The organism is Neobacillus niacini, assembly GCF_023715785.1.
GTDB classification, from domain to species: domain Bacteria; phylum Bacillota; class Bacilli; order Bacillales; family Cytobacillaceae; genus Neobacillus; species Neobacillus niacini_E.
In genome coordinates this window covers 326,033-351,154 of sequence record NZ_JAMBOX010000001.1, presented here as the reverse complement: position 1 = coordinate 351,154, position 25,122 = coordinate 326,033, and the positions used below count along the sequence as shown (strand labels likewise).

General features: G+C 45.0%; 25 protein-coding genes. 11 read left to right on the top strand and 14 right to left on the bottom strand.

What is annotated here, in order from left to right; translation table 11 throughout:
* Positions 1–13: 13 nt before the first annotated feature.
* The 12 genes from M3234_RS01755 to M3234_RS29495 all read right to left on the bottom strand — a co-directional run bounded on the left by M3234_RS01755 (position 14) and on the right by M3234_RS29495 (position 12,482).
* Positions 14–736 (bottom strand): amino acid ABC transporter ATP-binding protein, encoded by a 723-nt coding sequence (locus M3234_RS01755; protein WP_262303027.1) that lies wholly within the window; start codon positions 734–736, stop codon positions 14–16.
* Positions 733–1,395: an amino acid ABC transporter permease gene (locus M3234_RS01750; RefSeq protein WP_262303026.1), complete on the bottom strand. Its 663-nt coding sequence runs from the start codon at positions 1,393–1,395 to the stop codon at positions 733–735. Before M3234_RS01750 ends, M3234_RS01755 begins: the two co-directional genes overlap by 4 nt.
* Positions 1,396–1,458: 63 nt before the next feature.
* Entirely contained in the window at positions 1,459–2,289 is an 831-nt protein-coding gene (locus M3234_RS01745; RefSeq protein ID WP_262303025.1) for an amino acid ABC transporter substrate-binding protein, read from the bottom strand.
* A 239-nt stretch (positions 2,290–2,528) separates the two neighbouring features.
* Complete coding sequence (locus M3234_RS01740; RefSeq protein WP_262303024.1) at positions 2,529–3,413, bottom strand: DMT family transporter; 885 nt, start codon at positions 3,411–3,413, stop codon at positions 2,529–2,531.
* Between the two features lie 397 nt (positions 3,414–3,810).
* Positions 3,811–5,055 carry an Ig-like domain-containing protein gene (locus M3234_RS01735; protein WP_262303023.1) on the bottom strand — a complete coding sequence of 415 codons (1,245 nt, stop codon included), beginning with the start codon at positions 5,053–5,055 and terminating at the stop codon, positions 3,811–3,813.
* On the bottom strand, positions 5,052–5,297 hold the full coding sequence (locus tag M3234_RS01730) for a hypothetical protein (protein WP_262303022.1): 246 nt from the start codon (positions 5,295–5,297) through the stop codon (positions 5,052–5,054). Before M3234_RS01730 ends, M3234_RS01735 begins: the two co-directional genes overlap by 4 nt.
* A 12-nt stretch (positions 5,298–5,309) precedes the next feature.
* A complete protein-coding gene (locus M3234_RS01725) occupies positions 5,310–6,059 on the bottom strand; it encodes a hypothetical protein (RefSeq protein WP_262303021.1) in 750 nt (249 codons plus the stop codon).
* Between the two features lie 13 nt (positions 6,060–6,072).
* Positions 6,073–7,170 carry an ABC transporter substrate-binding protein gene (locus tag M3234_RS01720; RefSeq protein WP_262303020.1) on the bottom strand — a complete coding sequence of 366 codons (1,098 nt, stop codon included), beginning with the start codon at positions 7,168–7,170 and terminating at the stop codon, positions 6,073–6,075.
* Between the two features lie 17 nt (positions 7,171–7,187).
* Positions 7,188–7,997: an ABC transporter ATP-binding protein gene (locus M3234_RS01715; RefSeq protein WP_262303019.1), complete on the bottom strand. Its 810-nt coding sequence runs from the start codon at positions 7,995–7,997 to the stop codon at positions 7,188–7,190.
* A gap of 54 nt (positions 7,998–8,051) precedes the next feature.
* A complete protein-coding gene (locus tag M3234_RS01710) occupies positions 8,052–9,068 on the bottom strand; it encodes a FecCD family ABC transporter permease (protein ID WP_262303018.1) in 1,017 nt (338 codons plus the stop codon).
* A gap of 26 nt (positions 9,069–9,094) precedes the next feature.
* A complete protein-coding gene (locus tag M3234_RS01705) occupies positions 9,095–10,000 on the bottom strand; it encodes an Ig-like domain-containing domain (RefSeq protein WP_262303017.1) in 906 nt (301 codons plus the stop codon).
* Between the two features lie 250 nt (positions 10,001–10,250).
* Positions 10,251–12,482 (bottom strand): EAL domain-containing protein, encoded by a 2,232-nt coding sequence (locus tag M3234_RS29495; protein WP_311315624.1) that lies wholly within the window; start codon positions 12,480–12,482, stop codon positions 10,251–10,253.
* 352 nt (positions 12,483–12,834) lie between these two features.
* Here M3234_RS29495 and M3234_RS01695 point away from each other — a divergent pair, with 352 nt between their 5' ends.
* Entirely contained in the window at positions 12,835–13,020 is a 186-nt protein-coding gene (locus tag M3234_RS01695) for an aspartyl-phosphate phosphatase Spo0E family protein (protein WP_262303016.1), read from the top strand.
* 20 nt (positions 13,021–13,040) lie between these two features.
* On the opposite strand, the gene M3234_RS01690 is transcribed toward M3234_RS01695, so the two are convergent.
* Both M3234_RS01690 and glcD read right to left on the bottom strand, forming a co-directional pair.
* Entirely contained in the window at positions 13,041–14,378 is a 1,338-nt protein-coding gene (locus tag M3234_RS01690; protein WP_262303015.1) for a (Fe-S)-binding protein, read from the bottom strand.
* A complete protein-coding gene (gene glcD, locus M3234_RS01685) occupies positions 14,375–15,787 on the bottom strand; it encodes a glycolate oxidase subunit GlcD (RefSeq protein WP_262303014.1) in 1,413 nt (470 codons plus the stop codon). Before glcD ends, M3234_RS01690 begins: the two co-directional genes overlap by 4 nt.
* Before the next feature lie 230 nt (positions 15,788–16,017).
* On the opposite strand from glcD, the gene M3234_RS01680 reads away from it, so the two are divergent.
* The 10 genes from M3234_RS01680 to M3234_RS01635 all read left to right on the top strand — a co-directional run bounded on the left by M3234_RS01680 (position 16,018) and on the right by M3234_RS01635 (position 25,117).
* On the top strand, positions 16,018–17,166 hold the full coding sequence (locus tag M3234_RS01680; protein ID WP_262303013.1) for a serine hydrolase domain-containing protein: 1,149 nt from the start codon (positions 16,018–16,020) through the stop codon (positions 17,164–17,166).
* Positions 17,167–17,460: 294 nt separating this feature from the next.
* Complete coding sequence (locus tag M3234_RS01675; protein ID WP_262303012.1) at positions 17,461–18,336, top strand: MurR/RpiR family transcriptional regulator; 876 nt, start codon at positions 17,461–17,463, stop codon at positions 18,334–18,336.
* 309 nt (positions 18,337–18,645) lie between these two features.
* Positions 18,646–19,539 carry an N-acetylmuramic acid 6-phosphate etherase gene (murQ, locus tag M3234_RS01670; RefSeq protein ID WP_285858187.1) on the top strand — a complete coding sequence of 298 codons (894 nt, stop codon included), beginning with the start codon at positions 18,646–18,648 and terminating at the stop codon, positions 19,537–19,539.
* 37 nt (positions 19,540–19,576) lie between these two features.
* Complete coding sequence (locus M3234_RS01665; protein WP_262303010.1) at positions 19,577–19,882, top strand: PTS sugar transporter subunit IIB; 306 nt, start codon at positions 19,577–19,579, stop codon at positions 19,880–19,882.
* A gap of 42 nt (positions 19,883–19,924) precedes the next feature.
* Positions 19,925–21,202: a PTS sugar transporter subunit IIC gene (locus M3234_RS01660; protein WP_262303009.1), complete on the top strand. Its 1,278-nt coding sequence runs from the start codon at positions 19,925–19,927 to the stop codon at positions 21,200–21,202.
* Between the two features lie 73 nt (positions 21,203–21,275).
* Positions 21,276–21,572 (top strand): hypothetical protein, encoded by a 297-nt coding sequence (locus tag M3234_RS01655; protein ID WP_262303008.1) that lies wholly within the window; start codon positions 21,276–21,278, stop codon positions 21,570–21,572.
* 17 nt (positions 21,573–21,589) lie between these two features.
* Positions 21,590–22,738, top strand: a complete 1,149-nt coding sequence (gene anmK / locus M3234_RS01650) for an anhydro-N-acetylmuramic acid kinase AnmK (RefSeq protein ID WP_262303007.1) — start codon at positions 21,590–21,592, stop codon at positions 22,736–22,738.
* A 19-nt stretch (positions 22,739–22,757) separates the two neighbouring features.
* Positions 22,758–23,090 (top strand): PTS lactose/cellobiose transporter subunit IIA, encoded by a 333-nt coding sequence (locus tag M3234_RS01645; protein ID WP_262303006.1) that lies wholly within the window; start codon positions 22,758–22,760, stop codon positions 23,088–23,090.
* A gap of 19 nt (positions 23,091–23,109) precedes the next feature.
* Positions 23,110–24,195, top strand: a complete 1,086-nt coding sequence (locus M3234_RS01640; RefSeq protein WP_262303005.1) for a DUF871 domain-containing protein — start codon at positions 23,110–23,112, stop codon at positions 24,193–24,195.
* Between the two features lie 25 nt (positions 24,196–24,220).
* A complete protein-coding gene (locus M3234_RS01635; RefSeq protein WP_262303004.1) occupies positions 24,221–25,117 on the top strand; it encodes an N-acetylglucosamine kinase in 897 nt (298 codons plus the stop codon).
* The last annotated feature ends 5 nt before the right edge of the window (positions 25,118–25,122 follow it).

The following is a 25,122-nucleotide window of genomic DNA, read 5'->3' as shown; positions in this document are numbered from 1 at the left end:
TATGGTTCGTCTCCTATTTTAAATGTCCTAAAAATTCTTTGGTCCTGTCATGCTGCGGTGTTTCAAAGATAACTTCCGGAGGTCCCTGTTCAATAATCGTACCTCCATCCATAAAGATGACACGGTCGGCCACTTCCCTAGCAAAGCCCATTTCATGGGTGACGACGACCATGGTCATGCCTTCCTTCGCTAGCTTCTTCATCACAGTCAGTACTTCCCCGACCAATTCAGGGTCAAGGGCAGAAGTCGGTTCATCAAAAAGCATGATTTTTGGCTCCATCGCCAACGCCCTGGCAATCGCCACCCGTTGCTTTTGTCCCCCGGACAAGCGGTTCGGATACTCATTTTCCTTTTCTTCCAGTCCGACTTTGTTAAGAAGCTCCAACCCTTTTTTCTTTGCCCCATCTTTGGTCATTTTTTTTAGTAAAACAGGGGCTTCGATAATATTCTCCATCACGGTCATGTGAGGAAATAAGTTAAATTGCTGAAACACCATGCCAATGTCCTGGCGTAGTTTATTTAATGAAGATTCCTTGTACTCTACTGCTTGACCATTAATCGTAATGGTACCGGAATCGGCGGCTTCCAAACGATTGATGCAGCGCAAGAATGTACTTTTCCCCGAGCCGCTAGGTCCAATAATGACAACAACCTCGCCGGGCGCCACGTCTAAATCGATGCCTTTTAAAACTTCCAGCTTATCAAACTTCTTTATGATGTTTTTACATGAAATCATTCGTATGCACCTACCTTTTTCTCAATTTTTCCAACAATATAGGACATGATGGTCGTCAAGAATAAGTAGATTAATCCGACCAATAGGAAGACTTCCATGTATCGGTATGTGCTGCTGATGATTTGCTGGCCGGTCCGAAGCAAATCATATAAGGCAATCGTTGATACAAGAGAGGACTCTTTAATGAGTGCAATAAATTCGTTTCCTAAAGGTGGGAGCATCCGGCGGAAGGCTTGCGGAATGATGATGCGTCTCATCGCTTGGCCCGCACTTAATCCAAGTGATCTCGCCGCTTCCATTTGTCCTTTGTCAATTGACTGAATCGCGCCTCTGGCAATTTCCGCGATATAAGCGGCAGCATTCAGTGATAAGGCAATGCAGGCGGAAACAAACGGCGGCATCGTCAGGGCACTGAATACGGATGGAATCGCGAAGTGGATCACAAATAATTGCAGCAACAGGGGAGTGCCGCGGATCACCCAAATATAAAAGCGGCTTATTTGGGACAGCAGCGGGTTCGATGACACCCGTCCAAGTCCGACAAGTAGTCCGATGATGCTTCCAAAAATTACGCCGATGACGGCAATTTCTATTGTCACTAACGCACCTTGCAGCAGGTACGGCAGGTAGGTGGCGCTAAAGGATAAAAACTCGTTCATGCTGATATCGCTCCTTGTGAAAATAAAACGGATAAATCGGACGGCCGATTTATCCAATTTGTATTATTGTTTTGTAATATCAGATCCAAACCATTTTTCACTGATTTTACTTAAGGTTCCATTGTCTTCAACGGTTTGGACTGCTTTTTCCAATGCGTCCTTGAGCTCGGTATCGCCTTTGCGAACGGCAATTCCCATCGGTTGGACATTGAAGGCTTCTCCTGTCACTTCAAATACCCCGGGTTTGGTCGTCATATAATAACGGCCCACGACTTCGCCGATCACCGCAGCATCTACACGCCCTAGTCCCATGTCATTGAAGACATCGGTCGTCAAATCATATTTTTTCACTTCTTTAATCCCGTCGATGGAATTGACCGCTGTTTCACCGGTTGAACCCAATTGGACACCGACCACCTTGCCTTTTACGTCCTCAATGGATTGGATGTTTAAAGGATTACCAGCTTTTACGGCTAAAATCTGTCCGACGCCAAAGTATTCCACAAAATCAACCTTTTTCTTTCGCTCATCCGTTACGTTCATGGAAGAGAGAATGATGTCAAACCGTTTCGCATCCAAGCCGGGGATAATTCCGTCCCATGCCGATGGAACGAACTTCACTTTCACTCCCAGTTCCTTTGCAAGTGCATTGGCAAAATCGATATCAAAACCGATCAGCTCATTTTTATCATTGCGATATTCCATCGGCGGGAGTGTATCATCCATCCCAATGGTGATTTCGCCTTTTTCTTTTATTTGTGCCAGTGTATCGCTTCCGGATGCCTTTGCACCCTTGGTGTTTTTCGATGTATCAGGTAAATCCGGCTGAGTACCGCAAGCCGCAGCCATCACAGCAAGTGCAACAATGAATAGTATTGTAAAGGCCTTTTTCATGATTGGTTCCCCCTCAGTTGGCTTTAGTGCTTTATTTGTTTATCAGAGTAAAGTGATTCATAAAAATTATTTTATTAGAATAATAGGGATAATGCAAGAGTTTTGTTAGATTACCATTTTTTTAATAAAAAAAACTAGCCAGGACATGCCGATGGCTAGCAGAACTAAAGTTCTTGAGAAAATAGGATAGGCGAGAAGCAGGAAGCAGTTTCCCTGCTTCGTTTTTGCCTCCAATCGAGTTAGGAAGCGATCCGGAGAATCAATATCCCTACGAAGGCTAATGCGAGTCCGGTCACTTCACGATGGGTCCAGGCTTCTTTCAAATAGAACCGGGCGTATAAAATGACAAAGGCCACGTTCATGGCGACGATAGCGGAGACAATTCCGGTGATCCCCTCGCGAAAGGCAGGAACAATGAGCATCATTCCCGCGGCATTTGTGGTTCCAACTATCATGCCCCAGCATAACGTTTTTTTCATGGTCCAGCTCCCTGATGGAGTGAGCGACTCCTTGTCGATAGGTGAGATTGCTTTTTCCCGGTATTTATTCACGGACCATGAGATACCGAATAATAAGCTGCCTGTGGCAAACATGACGGTTAACACAGGCAATGTAGATGCTCCGGCCAGCGTTGCCTGTTTAACGGACACGTCCGTAAAGCCGAAAAACAGCATGGTGATGATTCCCCACTGAATCCCTTGCAGCTGGCTGAACTTCAGATTTTGAGAATATTTAATTAAAAGGATGCCGATTAAAACAATGAAAAACGCCGCGAATTGCCATGTCGACAGAGCTTCCTGCCAGAGTATGTAGGCCACGATCATCACCACAAGCGGAGGCAGCCCTGTGAACAAAGCGACGATGGAGGCCTTGCCGACAGCATACCCCTTATACATCGAGGCGTTGGCGATAAACGAAAATAACCCCATCATGCCTCCAAGCCATGCCGCTGTTGACCACGGCTGTTGGACAAACAGATTGCTGGCCAGCGTAATAATGGTTCCCGATAAATAAACCCCCAACAGCAACAAATTGCGGTCAATCGGTCTTTGTGATGTCCACTGATAAAGGATGCCCCTTAACCCAAAGCAAAATGCCGCGGTAACGGCAAAAACAAACCACATATCTTTGTATCTCCTAACCTATTTTTTAAAAATTTACTAAGTATTAGTATACAATATAATGAACAAGAGGTCAGACTCCCATTTAAAATCTTCAGCCCGTACAAAAAACAGCCCGCCAAAATGTAGCAGTTTTCATCAAAATTCTCAGAATGAATCAGGCATAAATGCCCGTTTATCAACGTTTTGGGCGGTTCCAATTAAACGTTTGTTTGACCGACAAGCTTTTTTATAGTATCGGAATTGAAAAGCCACTAGTGGCACGGCTCCGAACCTGTTTAATCAATCGTTTGATTAGTTTGGAGAGGGGAAACAATTTGTTGAAAAAAGGGATGTCTCATAAGAAAAACAAAAGCGCTAAACCAATCTAGCGCTTTTGTTGATTGCTTAAGATATTTAATTATCTACCCTTTAGCTGACGCAATCTAGGATAGAGAATCAGCCCAACACCGAGTAGGACCAGAAGCGTGCCAGCTGCCATGAGATTAAACATATTCGATGCGGTGGCTGGAAGTTCGTTGCCGGTATTTGCTGCCTTGACTGGTGCAGTTACAGCAGCCTTTGTATCAGCCGTTGTTGGCGTCGAACCGCCGCCAGTATTCACCGGCGTATTTCCTGCACTTGGATCATAGGTAACTTGAAATTCGGATGTAGACGTGTTGCCAATTGCATCGGTCGCGGTAACCGTAATCGTATTTAATCCTTTCGCCAGCACCAATTCATGACTGAACGCATTATTGGCATCGAGTTTTACGACTGTACCGTTTACTGTTACAACTGCATTCTGCTCGCTGCTGCCTGTTACAGTCAGTTTATCAGTGCTGGTTACCATGTTGTTTTTTGGCGAAGTAATCGTCAACTCTGCTTTATGGTCATAGGTAATTTCAAGTACCTTACTAGTGATATTATCGGAAGCATCCGTAGCGGTCACAACGAGCTTATTTAATCCAGGAGTCAGCGCCACATCCTTGGTAAACATTCCAGTCTCATCAACAGCAGCATCTAAACCATTAATTTTTACGGTGCTGCCTGGTTCGGTAGTGCCGGAAACCGTAACTTTGTCCCGATTTGTTACAGTTGACTGAGCTGGTGAACTAATTGTCAACTCTGGTGGTATAGTTTCAGTTTTAACTTTAAATGATACTGTCTTCTTTTCTCCTAGAGTCGAACCATTATTGGCCGTCAGTGAAGCCTTCATCGTAATCGAGTAGGTTCCACCAAGGGTTAAAGGCTGTTTTGGACTAATAAAAATGTGACGTTTTTCATCGGCATTGTGGTCCTCAGGGATTATGCTAACGTCGATGTCGACGCTATTTCCTTGTGAATCAGTAAGGGTGATGGCTTTCTTGTTTGTTTCATAATTGCTTACCACATTCTTATTAAAGACCAGTTTGATGATTGCCTTCGGATCCACATTATTATATTCATTAATGTCTTTTCCTGTTGTCGAAGCATTATTTGTAATGGAAGTTAAATAAGCCCCAACAAAGGTAATAGGATCGGAACCGCCGTCGGAACCACCAGACCCGGACCCGGAACCAGAGCCAGATCCGCTGCCGTCTCCAGCTGCAAATGTCAACGAATAGGTACCAAACAGGAATAGAAGTGCCAACATGGTAGCCATAAAATTTTTAAAATATCTCATTCTGATTTCTCCTCTAAAAGCAAATTTGGAAATTGCTTATAACACGTAAACCCTTCCGGATGCCAGCGGCGGTAACGGCAGTTGTAGCAGGTCGTCTCATCCTCATAGACAATCTCGTCTTCCACGTCCATTTGAAAAGCCGTGCAGTTTGATGCCAGGGAGACTGCGGCCGCATAGACTTCTGCAATCGCTGCATCCCCGACGAAGATTTTCCCTCCGTTATGTACCTTGATATAAGTCATATGCCCCTCCTGCTAATATTTTTTTAGCGTACCGCCCGAACAAGGCTGCCATTTTTGCACGCCATCGATTTCTGCCGGCTCCACTAACAATACGGATTGATGGTTGAGGAACACACTTTTTAACTTTTCGCCAAGGACAATTTCTTCGGCCAAATCAAGTGCGAACCCATCCTCTGTTCGGACAAGCTCAATTGTTGTATCGTCGAGGATTTCTTTGACAAGCACGGTCCTGTTGTCGGAACGAAGTTTATGGTTCCCCTTGAAGCGGCCGTCATTGCCGCTTAACCGCAAGCCCACTCCTGCCAAAGCGCCAATGACTCCTTGTCCGGTGCCGCCGTGTTCGGACAGATGGACCGATAAAGATTCTGCCAACCCATAGGCTTCCTGCTTGGTCATCACTTCGCGTTTCGCCTTAAGGCCAAATTGAACGAGCTCGTGCTGCTGAATTTGCGGCAACTGTTCAGGGACAAGGATGCAAAGACCTGGGTCAGACCCTTCCGCACTCTCCCTTTCTAGCAGTTGGATTGCTGCCGCTTTAACAGATTCAAGCGAGTCGCAATTGATGTCGGCGGTAAAGCACATCGAACTGTTATGAGAGGTATACGGGACATCCGGATGGACCAGCAGCTGGTGGCGGGTTACCCTCCCGCAGGTTCCCCAGCCATTCGCTTCTATTAAACTGGCAATCTCCTGCGCAATTGAACCAGTGCCCTTGCTGTCAATATTGTCGGTATCATCAATACATAATAGGATTTTCATCATATCTCCTCCATTCTCACTCATTCCCTTTAGGAATACGCATGCCTTTTCCTGATAAAATTTTTTCGGTTATCTCAGGTGTTAGTTTAAAGTTAAAAAAATCCTGATAAAATTTTGTGGTGACCTCCTCCAAATTTATCTCTTTAAATCTATCCGGATACAGCGTTTTTGCTGTCCAGAGAATTGCCAGCGGCGTTTCCAATGCGCCCGGATGTCCCCAGCGGGAAACGCCATTTGGCAATAAGTACACTTGTTTATTTTTTACAGACTTTAAGGTCTGCCATTGGGGGCTGTTTAGGATATAGTCATCAACCCCGGCTTCGTTCACGATGATGACATCCGGTTCCCAAAGCAGAATTTGCTCCAAACTGGCAAAGGATTTGTTCTCAATCAGCTTTAGGTTTTCGCCCGTGGAAACGTTTATAGCTCCCGTCGTTTTGATCCATTCGGCCGACAACGAGTCTGCAATATCCGTTCTCGTGGCTTCGTTGACGGAGTGGTAGACTCTGACCCTGTCTTTTTCAGGGATGTCCTTCACTTTTTCCGACACCTCGGCAATCACTTTGTTATAAAATTCATTGTATTGCTTAGCCTTTTTCGCTTGGCCAATCGCTTTCCCAATCATTTCAATTGATTGTTGCTGCTCCTTAATGCTGTTGAAGTCGACCGCGAGGTAAGGAATCTTCAACTCGTCCAGCTTTCTTGTTTCACCCTGATCCCTTGCGGTTGACTTTTGAATGAAGATTAGGTCCGGATTGCTGGCGGCCAGTTCCTCGATATTAAGCTTCCCATTGCGGGTAGGGACGGCTGCTTTTTCGATAGCTGGGTTCATTTCAACCAATAAATTGTCTCGCTGCAAGCCGCTATTGACCGCCACTATTTTCTCGCCTTCACCCAACATTGTGACCACATGCCCCGTGTAAGCATAAAGCGTTGCAATCCGATTTACCTGTTTGGGGATTGTCACCTCCCGGCCAAGATAATCAATGACCGTTATCGTCTGGTTGCCATCTTTCTGCTCGGTGGTCGCTGCGGTGCCAGCACCCGAACAAGCGGTTAATAAAATGGCCAAACATAAAAGAACAACAGGGAAAAGATACTTTTTCCATTTCATACTTTTAAAATCACCTCCTAGGAAGATACTTCGATTGGGATGAGCCCTCTGACCAGTTTTTCGCCAGCGGTTTGGGCAGTCATTAATTTGGCGTGAATTTTAAACGTCTTTAGCATGTTAGCTTCAGTTAAAACTTCGACTGGAGAGCCAATCGCTTCCAATGCCTGATTGTTCATCAGCGCCACCTGTGTGTGGATGCCGCTGTTCTCGAAATAAAAGGCATGGTTTGGAAAATGAGTCGCCATCACGACAGATATATTATTTTCCTTAATTAGCTTCACGATGGTCTCCAAAATAATCAGTTCATGGCGGAAATCCAAATGGGCGGTCGGTTCATCCATCAGAATAATCGGGGTTTCTTGGGTCAATGCCCGGGCCAGCATAACCAACTGGGTCTGGCCGCCGCTTAATTGGGTATACGGCTTGTCCTTGATGGCCGTTAATCCCATTGACTCAAGCGCAGACTCGGCGATAGCGATGTCTTCTGCGGACGGTGCTGAAAACGTCCCGGTATAGGCCGCCCTGCCCATTAACACAATATCCTTTACCGTATAGGGAAAGTTCTTGGCATGGCTTTGCGGAACATAGCTGATCGATTTGGCTAATTCCGCCGGCCGATAGGAACTGATGGATTGGTTGTTTAATAGAATGCTGCCGCCCGACAGCTTTAAGTAACCCAAAATACATTCGATTAACGTGGATTTGCCGCAGCCATTGGGACCAAACAGGCAAAAAATGCTGCCGCTCCCCAGTTCAAAGCTGATATTTTGAAAAATTGTGCTCTTTCCATATTGAAAGCTTGCGTTTTCAATTTTTAGGAGTGACATGGTTCGGCCCTCCACCTTCCTTCCATTAGCTGGGCACTATTTTTGAGTACCGCACTACGCCCAGCCCCCAGCTTTTCTTTTTAATAAATAGACAAAAAATGGAGCACCGATAATGGCGGTCAGGATTCCCAACGGGATTTCCGAACCGGTAAGGATTCTTGATACATTGTCGACAAGCATCAAGTAACAGGCCCCCAGCGACAGGCTGACCGGGATAAGTAGCCGGTTGTCATTGCCGATAAGCATCCTGGCAATGTGGGGGATGATTAATCCAACCCAGCCAATAGTGCCGCTGACACAAACGGCCCCGGCTGTTGCCAGAGTGGCACAGGTAATCAGAATCCCTTTCAGCAGTCCAAGGTTCACGCCTAGGGCCCGGGCTTCTTTATCGCCCATCGATAAAATATTGATGCGCCAGCGTATTGCAATAAGTCCGCCGATTCCAAGCATCATCGGCACGCCGGCAATCATAATATCGCGGTAACTGGCAGACGCCAGGCTGCCCATCAACCAGAACGTGATTTTCGGTAATTGGTCGGTAGGGTCGGCCAAATATTTCACCAGCGAGATGAGCGACGAAAAAACGGAGGAGACAATCGTCCCGCCGAGGACTAGCATGATGGCCGGCGTGGTGTTGTAGCTTCTGCCAATCAAATAGCTTAATAGGACGGTCAAGATACCGAATCCGAAGGCGAACACGTAAATCATCAGACTATTATTAGTGAAAATCAGGATGGCTAGTGCCGCGCCAAAGCCGGCCCCGGGACTGACGCCGAGGATGCTTGAGCTGACCAGCGGATTTCTAAACACACCTTGAAACGCCGCGCCGCTGACGGCAAGACTTGCGCCAACGAGGGCTCCCAAAATGGAACGGGGCAGCCGGATGTTCATGACGATGGATGCAGCCGTATCCGGCGTGCCAAAGCTGGTTATGCCGAGGTGATTCAAGATGACAGCCATCACGGTTGTCGGTGCCAATGGATAGCGACCCAACAGCAGGGAGATGAAAATGGCTGCGAGCGGCGCCAGCAGTAAACTAATGAAGATTATTGACTTTTTGATTGAGTCCACCTGCTTCCATCAAAGAGAGATGTTTCCTATTTTGCTAGTTTCTTTTTTCTATAAAAGTAAATGGTTCCGGCGGAAATCACGATCAGCAGGACAATCCCCGTCATCAGCCATAGAGAGTTTGTTCCATCGCTTTGTTGCTTTTCGGCTGTGGAGGCAGAGGATTTCGCTGCTGTATAGGGCTCATGTTTTTCTGCCTTTTCCTCATTAGCCGGTTCTTTTTCTTCCATGTCTGCGGAAACTGGCTGGGTTTCGACGGCAGCGGTGTCTGTGGCAGCTTGGGTCTCGGTCGATTGCTGTTGTTCTTGTTGTTGTTGCCCATCAGGACTTGCCGTTTTCGCAGTATTGTTGGCCGGTACTGAACCGGTTGTGCTGGTTGTACCCGGGGTTGCTTTGCTGCTGTCCGGTGCAGGTGTGGCTGGCGTTTGAGCTGGTGATGCCGGAGTGGTGTTGGCCGCTGCTGGTTTTGAACCTTCTGTTGTAAAGGTTATTTTCGTTTCTTTGCCGGTTGTAGCCCCACTTTTTGATTTAAGGGCTGAACTAATCACCAGCGTATAGGTAGTCCCTGGTGAGAGGTTGTCATTTGGAACAATGACTGCATCGTCCCTGCCTTCAGGATTAATTTGATCGTCGACAAAGATGACTTTGATTGGAGTGGCGGCCCCGGTCTCGCTAAGCAACGAGAAGCATTTCCTGTTATTGTCGCTCACGGTCATGTTGACAATGTTTTTGCTGAAGGTCAGCTTGATTTCCGGTTTTAGCGGTACCCCAGTGGCACCATTTTGAATGGAGGAGGAAACCAGGGACAACGGTTCACTCTTTCCGCCGCCAGTGCCATCCCCTTCAGCAGAAGCGATTTGGCCGGTTAAGAGGCCTACGATGAGGAAAAAGAAAAGTAGGCTTATTAATCTAGTTTTCTTAAGGTTCACTAGCATAAGTTAACATCACGTCCTTTGTAAAAAATGGGTAGAATTTTCTTGGATTTACCATTATATCCAATATAAAAAATATACCTATATGATTGCAATGGTTTTAGGACAATTGTCACAAATCGTTAAGTTTTGTTGAGTTTTGTTTGGTTTAATTTTGTAGTGTCAAGTTTTGTTGGTGTGGACCATGGGGACGGTTCTGATGGGATATTTGTCATTTATTAGAGAAGGGTAAGTGGGGGGCAGACCCCCCCCTTTAGCTTGGCGGGACATCCTGTTGGTTCCCTTTTATAATCCGTAAATATCTTACTGGGGCGGTGGCTCCATTATCCTGCTTTAAAAATTCGATGTATTCTTTTTCAGCAACGGGACGGCTGTAAAAATAGCCTTGGATTTCATCACATTGCAATTCTTGTAACAAGTGCAATTGCTCTTTGGTTTCCACTCCCTCAGCTACAACTGCTTTGTTTAGCTTATGGCAGAGGGAAATCAGGGAAGAAATAATTTCAAAATTCACCCTGTCATGGTTAATGTGGTCAATTAAGCTTTTATCTATTTTGATGGTATCGGCCGGGATCTTCCTTAAGTAATTGAGGGAAGAATAGCCTGTACCAAAATCATCCAGCGCAATAGATATGCCTAAATTTCTAATCTCCGTTAATGTGTTTAATACCTGGTCTTCCTTTTCAATCAATACCGACTCGGTAATTTCAAATTCAAGATAATAGGGGTCAACTCCTGTTTCATTCAAGATGTCACAAACCGTTGCAACAAAATTTGGCTGGTGCAGCAGCAAGGTGGAGAAATTGATCGATATCTTTTTTATCGGTAATTTTTCTTGTTCCCATTTTTTTAAATCATCACAAATTTTTCGAAGCATCCATTCACCAATTTGGATAATAAATCCGGATTCCTCCGCTATTGGAATAAATTCAACCGGCGGGATCAATCCCCATTTTGGATGGTTCCAGCGGATTAACGCTTCGGCCGATACCATCTTTTCGGTCTTCACATCCATACGCGGCTGCAAGTGGACAAGGAATTCATTTCTTGCTAACGCTTTTTTCGAATCATTTCGTAAAATATAATCCCTATATTGGTTAGCGTTCATTGCAGGAGAATAAATTTGATATTGGTTTTTCCCATTTTTCTTGGCATGGTACATGGCCATTTCCGCGTTTTTTATTAAATCCTCTTTGCTCTCCCCCGAATCAGGAAACACGCTCGCTCCGATACTGACGCTAAGATCAATTTCGGTTCCATTTATGGTGAATGGTTGATTGTTTACGGCAGAAACTAGGGTATGCAAGGAGTTGGCCAGTTCGTTTTCATCTGCAAGGTCCTTCATGGCAAAAATAAATCGGTCTCCATTTAGTCGATGAAGGCTACCATTTTTTAATGCGTCGCTGATTCTAATGGCGGCATCCTTCAGCAATTGGTCCCCGACTGTGCGTCCAAACGTACTATTGATATGTTTTAAGTCATCGAGATCTGCCACGATAATGGCCAAGTTCGTGGCAAAGTTCAACTCCGTGTTTAAGGTCTCCTCAAAATGCCGATCGTTCCATACCCCTGTTAATAAATCGCAATAAGCCATTTTTTGAAGTTCTTGCTCAAACTGTTTTTGTCTTGTTATGTCCCGATAATTAAACACAATCGCCTGAAGGACTGGGTCTTGTAAGTAGTTCTTTGCTGTGAATTCACATGAAAGGACAGAACCATTTTTCGTTTGCAGCCTTACTTCAATAGAAGTTGTTTTCCCTGGTGTTTTTTTCAGTTCTTCAATCGACTGTTTAAATTCAGGCAGTGAAGCAGGTTCAATATAGTCGTACAGGCTGAGTCCCAGCCCCTCGGAGATTTTATAATCCAAGATGTCTTCGAGTGCCGAACTTAAATATAAAATTCCCCCATCCTGGTCAATCGTGCCTACATCGGTTTGGGTCAAAGTTTCTAATAAGGAATGTAATTGCCGCTCCTTTAGGAGAATGTTCCTTTCCAAATTTTTCTTATCGGTTATATCAAAACGAATGGTTAAGAATTGATATGGTTTGTTATGTTCATTCAGTAAAGGTGAAATGACCATAAAATTCCAAATGGTCGAACCGTCTTTCTTTTTTGCGGTAATTTCCCCCTGCCAATTTTCCCCCGAGAGAAGGGTCTCCCACAGGTCTCGATAAAAATCTTTGGAATGGAGTCCAGTTTTAAATATCCGTGTATGCCGACCAACCAATTCATGGATCTCGTATCCAAGAGAAACACTGCATTTTTCATTTAGGTAAATAATCTCTCCATTGAGATTGGTCACTAATAATAACGCTTCTTTATATATAGTTGAATTCATTTTATTAAAGTCTATGCTAGCTGTTTTCCCTTCACGGGCCAATTCGTTTAAGGCTTGGTCCAACTTTTGGCTTTCCAGGATCGTCTCTTTCGCAGATCGTCCTTTATTCATGCCCAAGAGAATCATTCCCTTCCTCAGATGCTCAATCTCTGTTAAAATCTCTAGCTTTTTGGTTGGAAAATCGATAAAACCACTTCTTGTTTGATCGTTTCATAGAATCATGATATATCTGAAAATTTTCATTTCATATGATTAAAGTCACAGTGGTGTCACAATGGGGTCAGACCGCATTCGGCTAAAGTTTTTATGCAGTGTGAAGTGTGGAAACATGAGATAATCGGGGAGATATTTAAAGGGCAGAGGACGCGGCTTCTCTGCCCTTTGGTTAGAATTTATTTTACTAAAATTTAAAAGTAGATTGTGGTAAAAATCACTGACTTTATCTCCTAAACTTTGTTAAATTAGTAAAAGTATACTACTAAAGGAGCAAATTCCACCCATGCTACAAATCCATAATGAAAATCATCTGGAACTATTAACCATTATTAATAGACTAAAAAAAGAAATGATCCATGTCGGCTTGCAGGAAGGGCTAACCAGCAAAAAAACAGTGGCCCTCAGTAAAAAATTGGATGAGTATATAGTAAAGTATCAGGTTATGTCTAACCACTTTTTTCATATTTAAGAGAGCTGTAGGATCCCCCCTTAAAGACGCTCTCCATGTTTCACTGCTTCTATTAATAAGTCCACAATATGGACCCCTCTCATTTTTGAGCTCAATCCTTCTTTTTCGATTCCGAGTTGCATTTGCAGCAGGCAGCCCGGATTTGTGGTGACGATAGTGGTGGCCTGGGTAGCCTTGGCCTGAGTCATTTTATAATCAAGCATGACCATCGACGATTCCGATTCAATGATGTTATAGATGCCCGCAGAGCCGCAGCAGCGGTCGGCGTCCTTCATTTCTTTGTATACCGCATCTTGAATCGATTGAAGCAGGATTCTTGGAGCGGCCGCGGTTTTCATGACATTCCGCAGGTGGCAGGAATCCTGATAGGCAATGACCTGTTGCGGTAATGCCAATTTCACCTTTTCATGAAACCCGACCGCGACTAATATTTCGGAAATATCCTTTATTTTATCCGTGAAGGCCTTGGCCCGTTCGCTCCATTCGGGGTCGTCCTTGAGCAAGTGATCATACTCGATTAAAAATGCACCGCAGCCCCCGGCATTGGTAATGATAAAGTCGGCTTGCAGGTCCTCGAACGCCGCAATATTTCGTTTGGCGAGTTCCTTGGCAGACGCCTTCTCGCCGCTGTGACCATGCAGGGCGCCGCAGCAGGTTTGGCTTGGCGGCACGACAATTTCGCAGCCTGCTAGCTGCAGAAGCTTCGTGGTCGCATCATTTGTCTTCAAAAACATCGTGTCCATTAAACAGCCGCTGAAAAACGCGACCCGATGTACCTGCTGGCCAATCGCCGGCAAATGGTTCGGGCGATGTTTCATTTCCTTCATGGTCGGCACTTTTGGCAGGACTTTTTCCATAGTAACAAGCGTGTCCGGCAATAGGCCTAAAAAGCCAACCTTTCTTGCCGCGGCTTGCAGACCGGAACGCTGGTAAAATCCGAGCAGGCCAACTGCGCCACGCATCCGGTTCTGGTGCGGGAATAACCCGTGAAACACGGTTTTTCGGACGATCCTAGCCGGCAAAGAATGTTTCTTATTTTGATTGATAATGTCCCGCGCTTCTTCGAGTAAATGCCCATAACGGACGCCGGATGGGCAAACCGGTTCACACGCTCTGCAGCCGAGGCACAGCTCAAGCGACCGCTCAAAGTCCTCATCGGGTTCGATCACCCCATCCACGACGGCCTTCATGAGGGCAATTCTGCCGCGGGGCGAATGGGACTCCTTGAAGCCTGATTCAATATAGGTCGGGCATGATGGCAGGCAGAAGCCGCAGCGCATGCAGTTTAATAATTCATCCTCATCCATTCGCCGTTTAAATTGTTCCTGAATCTTTGTTTGTTCTTCTACCGTTGTCATCTTGCTACCACCACTCGTTTTCTTGTTTCTTTGGCAAACACTTTGCCTGGATTCATGATGTTATTGGGATCAAGCGCCGTTTTAATCGCCTTCATGGCCGCGATTCCTTCTTTTTTCAGCTTCCATTCCAGGTATGGGGCTTTCATCTCGCCGACCCCGTGTTCCCCGGTTATCGTGCCACCTAATTCGATGGCTTTTTCAAAAATCTCGGCAAAAGCCTGTTCGACTCGTTCCATTTCCTCGTGATTCCGGGCATCCGTGGCGCAGGTAGGGTGGAGATTGCCATCGCCGGCGTGTCCGAAGGTGCAAATCGTCAGTTGGTATTTCTTGGTGATTTCATTAATCGCCATCACCATTTTGGCAATTTCAGAACGCGGAACGGTTGCATCCTCTAGAATCGTTGTCGGCTTTAACCGGGCGACTGCTGAAAGGGCCGCGCGCCGTGCTGTTCGTAACGCATCCGCTTCTGCTTCGGATGTCGCGATGTTTACAGAAACCGCTTGTTCCTGGCGGCAAATTTCTGCGATTTTATCAATATCCCGTTGAGCTACCTCGACAGGGCCGTCCTGCTCAATGAGGAGAACGGCCTCGACATCTGTCGGCAGGCCGATGCGGGCAAAATCCTCGACCACCTTCAACGTAGGCTGATCGAGGAATTCCAGGGTGGCTGGAATGATTTTATTGGCAATAATTTTCGACACCGATTTGGCGGCGGCATCTAGGTTTTGATAATGAACAAGCATTGTTTTTCGCGCTTCCGGCATTGGAATCAGCTTCAGTGTCGCTTCCGTGATAATCCCGAGCGTCCCTTCCGATCCTACCATCAGCCTGGTCAAATCGTATCCGGCGACATCCTTGGCGAGCTTTCCGCCGGTACGGATGATGTCGCCATTTGGCAGGACGACTTCAAGGGCAATCACATAATCACGGGTAACCCCATATTTGAGCCCGCGCAAGCCCCCGGAGTTCTCGTTGATGTTGCCGCCAATTGTGGAAATTTTCATGGAGCTTGGGTCAGGAGGATAGAAGAGTCCCTTTTCCTCGACAGCATTGATGAGATCCAGCGTAATGACACCGGGTTGAACGGTGATCGTCAAATTTTCCTCATCCAGCTCGAGGATGTTGTTCATATGTTTAAAAAGGAGGACAATTCCGCCGCTAGTCGGGGTGGTTCCCGCGCAAAGATTGGTCCCCGAGCCGCGCGGGACAATCGGTATTTTGTACTCGTTGCAAATCTTGACAATCTCGGAAATCTCTTTTGTATTTCTCGGGCTGACAACGGCATCCGGCAGGGATTGATAGTTTGGCGTGGCATCGTATGAGTAGACGAGGCGTTCTGTTTTGGAATCGGCAAAATTTTCGGCTGTCACAATTTCGAGTAGTTTTTCTTTCACTTCGTTGGCAAGCATGCTTTTTTCCTCCTAATTGCGTATTTATAAAGCTATTAAAAAACAGGGGAGGCCAGACTGACGACCCCACCCGATTGACTTCTATGAATCAATTAAATTATAGGAAATATAAAATAGACTAGTCAACATAATGTTTTAATTGATAATGAAAAATAATGAAATATTATTTCACAGGTGTATAATAAAGGTATAAAAACAATGAAATTTCTTAGGGGTTGTGAATACTATGTATGTACTTGGGATTGATGGAGGCGGAACGAAGACAAAAGGCGTTATTGCCGATGCATCTGGAAACGTTTACGCTAGTGCAAAGCAGGGAAGTGATGCTGATGAGACATCAAGTTCTGGAGTTTCTTCAAAGTGAAATTGACCAAAACCACATTCCCGGAGCGGTCATCCATGTTTCGCATCAAGGGGAAACGCTGCTGCAAGAGGCGGTCGGCTTTCGGGCCGTTAACCCGGCAAAGGAGCAGATGAAGCTGGATACAGTGTTTGACATGGCTTCCTTAACAAAGGTCGTTGCAACATTGCCGATTGTCCTAAAGCTCATGGAAGCTGGGGTGTGGCACTTTAACGACAAGGTTGCCCATTTCCTGCCGGAATTCGCGCAGAACGGGAAATCGGAAATTACCATTAAGCATTTATTGACCCATACGTCAGGACTTGCCGCCCATTATGAATACTTTCGCGAGAATTTAACAACACTACAGATTTTGGAGCGGATTTACCAGGAGCAGCCTGTGGCAGCAATCGGGGAGAAAGTCATTTACAGCGATCTTGGATTCATTACACTGTACAAATTAATTGAAGCGGTTACACAAGAACAGTTTGAAGTGTATGTCAAAAGAGAATTGTTTGACAAGCTGGATATGAAGGAAACGGGGTTTCGCCCCCAGTTTGAACGGGAACGCTATGCCGCAACGGAATATAGTGCCAAACTAAATGACTATAAGCATGGAATTGTTCATGATGAGAATACCGAAAGCATGGGCGGAATCAGCGGCCATGCCGGCTTATTCTCGACGATTCATGACTTGGCGAATTACGCCTCGATGATTGAAAATGAGGGTGTTTATAGAGGCAACCGCATTTTATCAGAGTCTTCTTTAAAAATCGCCAGAAGGAATTATTCACCGTCCAGCCAGGAATTGAGGGGCTTGGGCTGGATCTTAAAAGGTTCAAATTTTTCAAGCTGCGGCGATCTTTTCTCTGAGACTTCTTACGGCCATACAGGCTTTACTGGAACGAGCATCTGGTTTGACCCGGAGACCCGCCTGCATGTCATCTTGCTGACAAATCGGGTTCACTTTGGCAGGAAGGATCACATACTCCGGCTGCGGCCGAGATTGCACAACATCATTCGTTCGTATTTTCAATGAACCAAGGGGAAAATAGACATGACCAAGAAAATTCACCTATTCCCGACCGATTCGGCCCATTTGGTGTAGATCCTGATAAACAAGGAAAAGGTTTAGAGATAAATTTTATTGCATGAATGCTTGAAGAATATGCGCTCCGAAGGGCTGCATGGCACCTGGTTCCTGTGGACAGGCCAAAAAAGCTCGGTCGGATACCTTTATAAAAGAACAGGTTTTGAGATTACCCGCAGTGTCCATGTGATGAAAAAGCCAATCTAAACAAAAACACAACACGAAATAAGAGAGTTGATGCCCATGTCAAACATGAACGGAGGGCTTGTGATGCTGTCAGAAATGCATCGTGACCTTCCTCCATCCGAAAAAAAGATTGCCAAATATATTATGGAAAACCCGCATGAGGCCATTTCTTTAACAGCCAGCGAACTGGGAAAGCGGAGTTCAACCAGCAGTGCCGCTGTCATCCGTCTTTGCAAGTCACTCGGCTTAAAAGGGTTTCAGGACCTGAAGCTTCGCATCGCCGGGGATTTGCAAAAAAGTAAGGCGCCTGGCTTCCGCGATATTGAGCCAAACGAGTCGGCCGCATCCATTATTGAAAAGATGACCAATAATAGTATTCAAACGATACATGAAACGGCGGAATTATTGGACCATGAAGCACTCGAGCGGGCTAAAATAGCGTGTCAAAACGCCGAAATGATTCATTTTTTTGGTGTGGGCGCTTCCAGTATCATTGCGCAGGATGCCCAGCAGAAGTTTTTGCGGATTGCTAAGAAGGCAACGGCGTTTCAAGATTTCCACATTGCCGCTACCATGGTCGCGAATGCCAAACCAACGGATGTGGTGGTCGGCATTTCTTTCTCAGGAAAAACATATGAGGTGGCCAAAATACTTGAGCTTGCCAATAAAAAAGACGCCCAAACAATTAGCCTGACGAAATATGGTTCGTCATTGGTTTCGGACCAAGCCGATATCAGGCTCTATACATCCGTAACAAGAGAACCCACCTTCAGAAGCGGTGCGACCTCCTCACGAATCGCCCAGCTTCATGTCATTGACATCTTATTTATGTGCGTCGCCTCACAGATATACGAAGAAACCGTCAAACATTTGGATGAAACAAGAGAAATCATTGAAATAATTAGAGATAATATTAAACCAAGAAAAAAGTAATAATCATCAAACAAACGTCGAATATCCCCCACGTCAAGGTGACGGGGGGCTATTTGACGTTATTCGATGATCTTGGCGCCCGTAAACAAACAAAAATTATTACTAATTTAACAAAAATTAACCCTATGACAAGGCCAATAATTTCAAAGTGATAGGGATTCTAATCATCCTGTATAAGAGGCGAGGAATGGCTTTTTTGTGAAACTTTATTTCATAGAATAATAAATATGTTGAAATATAATTTCATCAGTGTTATACTGATTTCAAGAAAGCGGTAACACATATCGACAACAACTGAGAAATAAAAGGATGATAGAAATGTTAGAGCATTTAACAACAGAATGCCGAAATGAAGAAACTATGCGTCTGGATCAAATGGATGCGCTTAGCTTGTTGGAGGTGATGAACAAGGAAGACATGAAGGTTGCTCACGCGGTGAAGCAGGAGCTGCCAAGTATTGCAAAGGCTGTAGAAACGATTGTTGCTGCTTTCAAAAATGGAGGAAGATTAATCTATATGGGAGCGGGAACAAGCGGCAGAATTGGATTGCTAGATGCTGTCGAATGTCCGCCAACCTTTAATACCCCTCCTGAAGAAGTAATCGGACTCATTGCCGGCGGTGACCAAGCTTTTATTAAAGCGGTCGAAGGTGCTGAGGATGACCGGGAACTAGGAAAACGTGATTTGCAGGAAATTCAGTTTACCAACAAAGATATCTTGGTGGGCCTTGCTGCCAGCGGCCGGACGCCGTATGTTTTATCCGGGTTGGAATATGCTAAGCATATCGGTGCCGGAACAATTGCTGTTAGCTGCAATAAGAATTCAGCAGTAGGCAAAATCGCCGATATTGCGATTGAGGTTGTCACTGGGCCAGAGGTATTGACTGGTTCAACGAGATTAAAGGCTGGTACAGCCCAAAAGCTTATCTGCAATATGCTTTCGACTGCTTCGATGGTCGGAATCGGCAAGGTGTATGGCAATTTGATGGTTGACCTCCAGCCAACGAATGAAAAGCTTATCGAACGTTCAAAGCGAATTATCATGGAGGCAACAGGCTGCCAATATGAACTGGCGGAGGCTTACTTGAATAAAGCAAACGGTCAAGCGAAAGTGGCCATTGTCATGATTTTAACAAATGAATCCTATGACCAAGCGATGAAACGATTAGAGGAAGCATCTGGTTTTGTTAGAAATGCAATTTAAATAAATACAAACAAAAAGGAAAAGGAGAGGTTGAAAAATGAAAGTATTATTTGTTTGCTCAGGTGGGATGTCAAGTGCGATTGCAGTCAATGCCCTGAAAAAAGAAGCGGAGAAAAACGGGATCGCGATGGAGGTTCTAGCCGTTGGAACTCAAGAATTTGACGCAGAAGTACAAAACGGCTGGGATGTAGCAATGGTGGCGCCGCAAGTAAGGCATCGTTTTGACGGATTCAAGGCGTCTGCGGATGCAGCGGGTGTCCCATGTCAGTTAATTCCACCTCAAGCCTATAGCCCCCTTGGTGGACCGGCATTATTAAAAGCTGTCAAAGAACTTAAAAAATAAACGATCTAACTAGAGACAAAAAACAATAAGGGAGAAGTCAACATGGACAAGTTTGTGGCATTTTTAGAGAAATATCTTTCTACGCCAATGGCCAAATTATCTGAGCAAAAACATTTGCGTTCGATCCGTGATGGTGTCGTAGCCGCGTTGCCGTTTATTATCTTCGGTAGTATCTTTCTAATTATTGCTTTCCCGCCAGTTGGTGCAGATACCGCCATAGCGCTCTGGGCAAAGAAGCATATAGCTGAAATATTAATTCCATATCGTTTAACGATGTTTATTATGACCTTATATATCACTTTTGGAATCGGTTACAGCCTTTCGGCAAGCTACAAGATTGATCCATTATCTGGTGGATTATTATCGACAGCCTCTTTCCTATTTACGATTGGCATTAAATCGATGGAAGGTGTCGGTTTTGTGTTGCCGATGACCAACCTGGGCGGACATGGATTATTCGTTGCCATGCTTGTTTCGATTTTCTCGGTAGAGGTATTGCGTCTATGTAATCGGAAAAAAATCATGATCAAGTTGCCGGATTCCGTTCCTACATCGGTAGCGCGGTCATTTGAAGCGTTAATTCCTGTCGTGTTGGTTTTAACTGTTATGACTTTTATAACTGTAGTGTTTAAGGTTGATTTGCACTCGATTGTGGATAAAGCGGTTGCACCACTTGTTAAAGCAGGCGATTCATATTTCGGCGTCATTATACCTGTATTCTTAATTACTTTCTTCTGGTCCTTTGGTATTCATGGTGTTTCTGTCGTTGGTGCAGTGGCCCGCCCTGTGTGGGAAGTATATTTGGCGAATAACTCTGCAGCTGTGGCAGCAGGACAGGCGATTCCGCATATCGCTCCGGAAACCTTCTTCCAATGGTTTATCTGGATCGGCGGCTCCGGCGCGACACTTGGCTTGGTTATTGCGATGCTGCTGACAGCAAAATCAAAATACAGCAAAGCATTGGGTAGAACAACGATTGTTCCAAGTATTTTTAACATTAACGAACCGGTTATTTTCGGGCTGCCAATCGTACTGAACCCAGTATTAATTATCCCGTTTGTTATTACACCTTTAGTCACGACTACGGTTGCCTACATTGCCACATCAGTCGGTTTGGTGACACCAACTTATGTTATGGTGCCATGGACATTGCCAGCCCCGATCGGAGCTTACCTGTCAACCGGAGGCGATTGGAGAGCCATTGTTCTTGTCCTTGTAAATATTTCATTATCCGTGTTAATCTATCTGCCATTCTTTAAAATGTATGATAGTAAATTAGTAGCACAAGAATTGGAAGAGCAGTCATCATCAGCAGCATAAGTGTAAAGAGGAGTTCAGGACAATTTGCTCCTGGCTCCTTTCTCTATTAAAAAAGAAAGAAAGAGGGATGAACATGAATACTTCTCCAGTTCCAACACCTAAATTGCACTTTTTTAGCTACAAGAGCGCCTTTCTCTTTTTCGGGTTTATTCTTGTTTTTAATCTTATCTTTAATCCGATCCTTGGATTCTTTGGTGTTAACAAACAATTAGCCTTATATTTAATCAATTCACTTGGAATTAGCGGCGGATTAACGGGAGCGATCGTGCTGATTGAAGGTAAATTTAAAACCAAGAAACAAATGGCGATGCTATTTTCGGCACTATTGGCTGTTTGTCTGGTAATTTGTTATTTGATTGTATTTTTATAGAGTTAGAGGTGAGGGAGATGCCATATGTTGTTGGATTGATGTCGGGAACGTCGTTAGATGGCGTGGATGCGGCATTGGTAAGTATTGATAAAAGTGGTTTGGCATCCAAGGTTAAACTAGTCGAATTCATTTCCATCCCATTTTCCAATGAGCTAAAAGAGGAAATTCATCAGGCCCTCATGATTGAAACATCGAATAGTCAACAAATTTGTTCGTTGAATTTTCGCTTGGGCGAGATTTTTGCAGAAGCGGTGAAGGCCGTTTGTGAAAAGGCCGGGTTTCCTTTAGAGAAGCTGGATACGATCGGGTCCCATGGCCAAACGATTTATCATCAGCCAAGCAATTCGGAAAAATTCGTTCCTTCGACCCTTCAAATTGGGGAGCCAGCAGTGATCGCTTATCAAACAAGGACTACGGTGGTTTCAAACTTCCGGACTATGGATATGGCGGCAGGTGGACAAGGGGCCCCGCTAGTGCCGTTCACGGAATTCATCCTTTATCGAAGTGAGGAAAAGTCCAGACTGCTCCAAAATATTGGCGGAATCGGCAATGTGACGGTCATCCCGAAACAGGCCAGTATAGATGAAATCGCCGCCTTTGATACAGGACCTGGAAATATGATGATCGATACGATTTGTCAAAAGTATTTTGACCTGCCCTATGATCGTGGCGGAGAAATTGCCAAACGTGGTCACGTCCATCGGGAGCTGCTGGACAGATGCATGAGTATCCCGTTTGTGCTTGAACCGCCGCCAAAATCAACGGGAAGGGAACTATTTGGTGTGTCATTCGTTCACCAATTGATCCAGGAATTTCCGAATATCCCAATGGAAGATTTCGTGGCGACCTTAACAATGTTTACAGCAAAATCAATTGCCGAAAATTACAAGACGTTTATTTTTCCAAAAACAGAAATAGACGAAGTCATTGTCGGAGGCGGCGGAAGCTATAATGGCAAGCTGATTGAGATGCTGCAGGCAGAATTAAAGGATGTTTGCCCAGTTTACACGCAGGAGGATTTCGGCTATTCGTCTGAAGCGAAGGAAGCCATTGCTTTTGCGATTTTGGCAAATGAGACAATCAATCGAAAACCAAGCAATGTTCCCAGTGCGACAGGTGCCGAACGGGCTGTTATTCTAGGAAATATTACCCCCGTACCATATTAAAGGATAGGAGAGTTTACAAATGACAACAGAGATTCAATCTAATGAAATGGAGATATTTGAAATTATTTCACATGGCGGAAATGCAAGAGGGTTGGCATATGAAGCCCTTACAGCAGCAGAAGAATTTGATTTTGACAAGGCAGAAGATCTCATTAAGCAGGCAGAAGCGGAATTAAATCAGGCGCATAAAACGCAAACAAAATTAATTCAAAATGAATTAAATGGGAACCCAACAGAAAAATCACTGCTGATGATTCATGCCCAAGACCACTTAATGACAGCGATCAGCGAACAAAAGCTAATTGAGCATATGATTCGGATTATCAAAAAATTAGCGCCTGAACAGAAGTAAAACGGAGGTCTTCTTTATTATGAGGAAATTAGGTATTTCAATCTACCCGGAGCATACAACAGTCGAACAGGATAAAGCCTATATTGCCCTAGCCCATAAGTACGGTTTTAAAAAGGTATTTACCTGCTTATTATCAATCAATGGCGATCAAGAAGAAATAATGAGGAAGTTCAAGGAAACCATCGCCTTTGCCAATGAATTAGGTATGGAGGTCATGGTCGATATTGCGCCGCGTGTCTTCGGAGCTTTAGGCATTTCTTACAATGATTTATCGTTCTTTGCCGAATTGGGTGCCTACGGCATCCGTTTGGATATGGGGTTTACGGGAAATGAAGAATCAATCATGACCCATAACCCCTATGGATTAAAAATTGAAATCAATATGAGCAATGCGACAAGATATTTGGATAACATCATGACCTATCAGCCCAATGTGGAAAACTTGATTGGCTCGCATAATTACTACCCGCACCGTTATGCCGGGTTAAGCTATGCTCATTTTGTCACTTGCTCGGAACTATTTAAACGCCACAATGTACGAACGTCTGCGTTTGTTAATTCCCATGCTGCCACTTTTGGACCGTGGCCTGTCACCGAGGGATTGTGCACGCTCGAAATGCATCGGGACCTGCCGATTGCAACGCAAGCAAAACATTTATTTGCCACAGGACTAATCGATGATGTCGTGATTGCCAATGCCTATGCATCTGAGGCCGAAATCAAGGCCTTAAGTGAAATAAACCCGCAGATGCTTACGTTTAAAGCTGCGCTCTTCGATACGATTACCGAACTTGAGAGAACAATCGTTTTAGACGAATTTCATTTTTATCGAGGAGATGTATCCGATTACCTTATCAGATCGACACAATCGCGTGTAAAATATAAACAGGAAGAATTTAAGCCGACCTATACACCAGCGATCCGCCGAGGTGATATTCTAATAGAAAATGAGCTTTACGGCCAATATAAGGGCGAATTGCAAATTGCCCTAAAAGATATGGAGAACTCGGGAAAGACAAATGTCGTTGGCCGGATTGCCGAGGAAGAAATTTTTCTGCTCGATTATTTACAGCCTTGGGGGAAATTTCAATTTAGTGTAAGGTAGCGATTTTTTGAAGGGGGAATCCATCTTGAAATACCTTATTGGTGTGGATGGCGGGGGGACGAAGACGGAAGCTGCCGCCTATGATTTGGATGGACACGTAATGAGTCAAGGGATGGCGGGATTTGGCAATCTCCTTGTCAATCAAGATCAGGCGATTGCCCATATCGTGGATGCGATTGGGCAATGTTTGCAGCCATTAAAGCGGGAGGATTGCGCTTATCTTTATTTGGGACTTGCCGGCTATGGCGGTCTGTCGAACACTCATCCGCTTCAAAACGCCCTGCAGCGCAGCTTTGGCCTGCCGTTTACCATCGTCAACGATGGCCTCATTGCCCATGCTGCATTGCTTAAAGGTGAAGATGGCATTTTAACCATTTCAGGTACGGGGTCAGTCAGTATCGCCAAATTTGCCGACCAGGTAGAAATGGCCGGAGGCTGGGGGCATCTTCTGGGTGACGAGGGCAGCGGTTTTTGGATTGCTCTGGAGGCATTGAAAAAAATCGCAATCGAGGAAGACCAGCAGCGCCCTTGCAGCTCCTTGACGAAGGAAATTTTAGCAAAGCTTGGGCTTAATCAGCGAATGGATATTAAGAAGTTTGTCTATCAATCTTCCAAGGGCGAAATCGCGGCGATCGTACCGTTGATTGTGGAACAGGCCCACTTTGGTGATGCGGTTTCCCAAAGTATTCTTCATGAAGCCGGAATTCATTTAGCACACCTCACCTTGGCTGCTTATCATAAGCTTCCCTTCCCTGAGTTGATAAAGATAGCGGTCAAAGGCAGCGTGTTAACAAAAATTCCATTCGTGCAGAAAGCCTTTCTGAATACAATAATGGAAACATTGCCGGAAGCTCAATTGATCCTTGATGAAGTGTCCTCTACATTGGGCTGCTACTATTTAGCAAAGAAAATAATGAAGTGAAGAAT

Bases quoted from the DNA above. Each gene is read 5' to 3' on its own strand.
- M3234_RS01755 (WP_262303027.1), bottom strand. From the start codon at position 736: ATGATTTCATGTAAAAACATCATAAAGAAGTTTGATAAGCTGGAAGTT.
- M3234_RS01750 (WP_262303026.1), bottom strand. From the start codon at position 1,395: ATGAACGAGTTTTTATCCTTTAGCGCCACCTACCTGCCGTACCTGCTG.
- M3234_RS01745 (WP_262303025.1), bottom strand. From the start codon at position 2,289: ATGAAAAAGGCCTTTACAATACTATTCATTGTTGCACTTGCTGTGATG.
- M3234_RS01740 (WP_262303024.1), bottom strand. From the start codon at position 3,413: ATGTGGTTTGTTTTTGCCGTTACCGCGGCATTTTGCTTTGGGTTAAGG.
- M3234_RS01735 (WP_262303023.1), bottom strand. From the start codon at position 5,055: ATGAGATATTTTAAAAATTTTATGGCTACCATGTTGGCACTTCTATTC.
- M3234_RS01730 (WP_262303022.1), bottom strand. From the start codon at position 5,297: ATGACTTATATCAAGGTACATAACGGAGGGAAAATCTTCGTCGGGGAT.
- M3234_RS01725 (WP_262303021.1), bottom strand. From the start codon at position 6,059: ATGATGAAAATCCTATTATGTATTGATGATACCGACAATATTGACAGC.
- M3234_RS01720 (WP_262303020.1), bottom strand. From the start codon at position 7,170: ATGAAATGGAAAAAGTATCTTTTCCCTGTTGTTCTTTTATGTTTGGCC.
- M3234_RS01715 (WP_262303019.1), bottom strand. From the start codon at position 7,997: ATGTCACTCCTAAAAATTGAAAACGCAAGCTTTCAATATGGAAAGAGC.
- M3234_RS01705 (WP_262303017.1), bottom strand. From the start codon at position 10,000: ATGCTAGTGAACCTTAAGAAAACTAGATTAATAAGCCTACTTTTCTTT.
- M3234_RS01695 (WP_262303016.1), top strand. From the start codon at position 12,835: ATGCTACAAATCCATAATGAAAATCATCTGGAACTATTAACCATTATT.
- M3234_RS01690 (WP_262303015.1), bottom strand. From the start codon at position 14,378: ATGACAACGGTAGAAGAACAAACAAAGATTCAGGAACAATTTAAACGG.
- glcD (WP_262303014.1), bottom strand. From the start codon at position 15,787: ATGCTTGCCAACGAAGTGAAAGAAAAACTACTCGAAATTGTGACAGCC.
- M3234_RS01680 (WP_262303013.1), top strand. From the start codon at position 16,018: ATGTACTTGGGATTGATGGAGGCGGAACGAAGACAAAAGGCGTTATTG.
- M3234_RS01675 (WP_262303012.1), top strand. From the start codon at position 17,461: ATGTCAAACATGAACGGAGGGCTTGTGATGCTGTCAGAAATGCATCGT.
- murQ (WP_285858187.1), top strand. From the start codon at position 18,646: ATGATAGAAATGTTAGAGCATTTAACAACAGAATGCCGAAATGAAGAA.
- M3234_RS01665 (WP_262303010.1), top strand. From the start codon at position 19,577: ATGAAAGTATTATTTGTTTGCTCAGGTGGGATGTCAAGTGCGATTGCA.
- M3234_RS01660 (WP_262303009.1), top strand. From the start codon at position 19,925: ATGGACAAGTTTGTGGCATTTTTAGAGAAATATCTTTCTACGCCAATG.
- M3234_RS01655 (WP_262303008.1), top strand. From the start codon at position 21,276: ATGAATACTTCTCCAGTTCCAACACCTAAATTGCACTTTTTTAGCTAC.
- anmK (WP_262303007.1), top strand. From the start codon at position 21,590: ATGCCATATGTTGTTGGATTGATGTCGGGAACGTCGTTAGATGGCGTG.
- M3234_RS01645 (WP_262303006.1), top strand. From the start codon at position 22,758: ATGACAACAGAGATTCAATCTAATGAAATGGAGATATTTGAAATTATT.
- M3234_RS01640 (WP_262303005.1), top strand. From the start codon at position 23,110: ATGAGGAAATTAGGTATTTCAATCTACCCGGAGCATACAACAGTCGAA.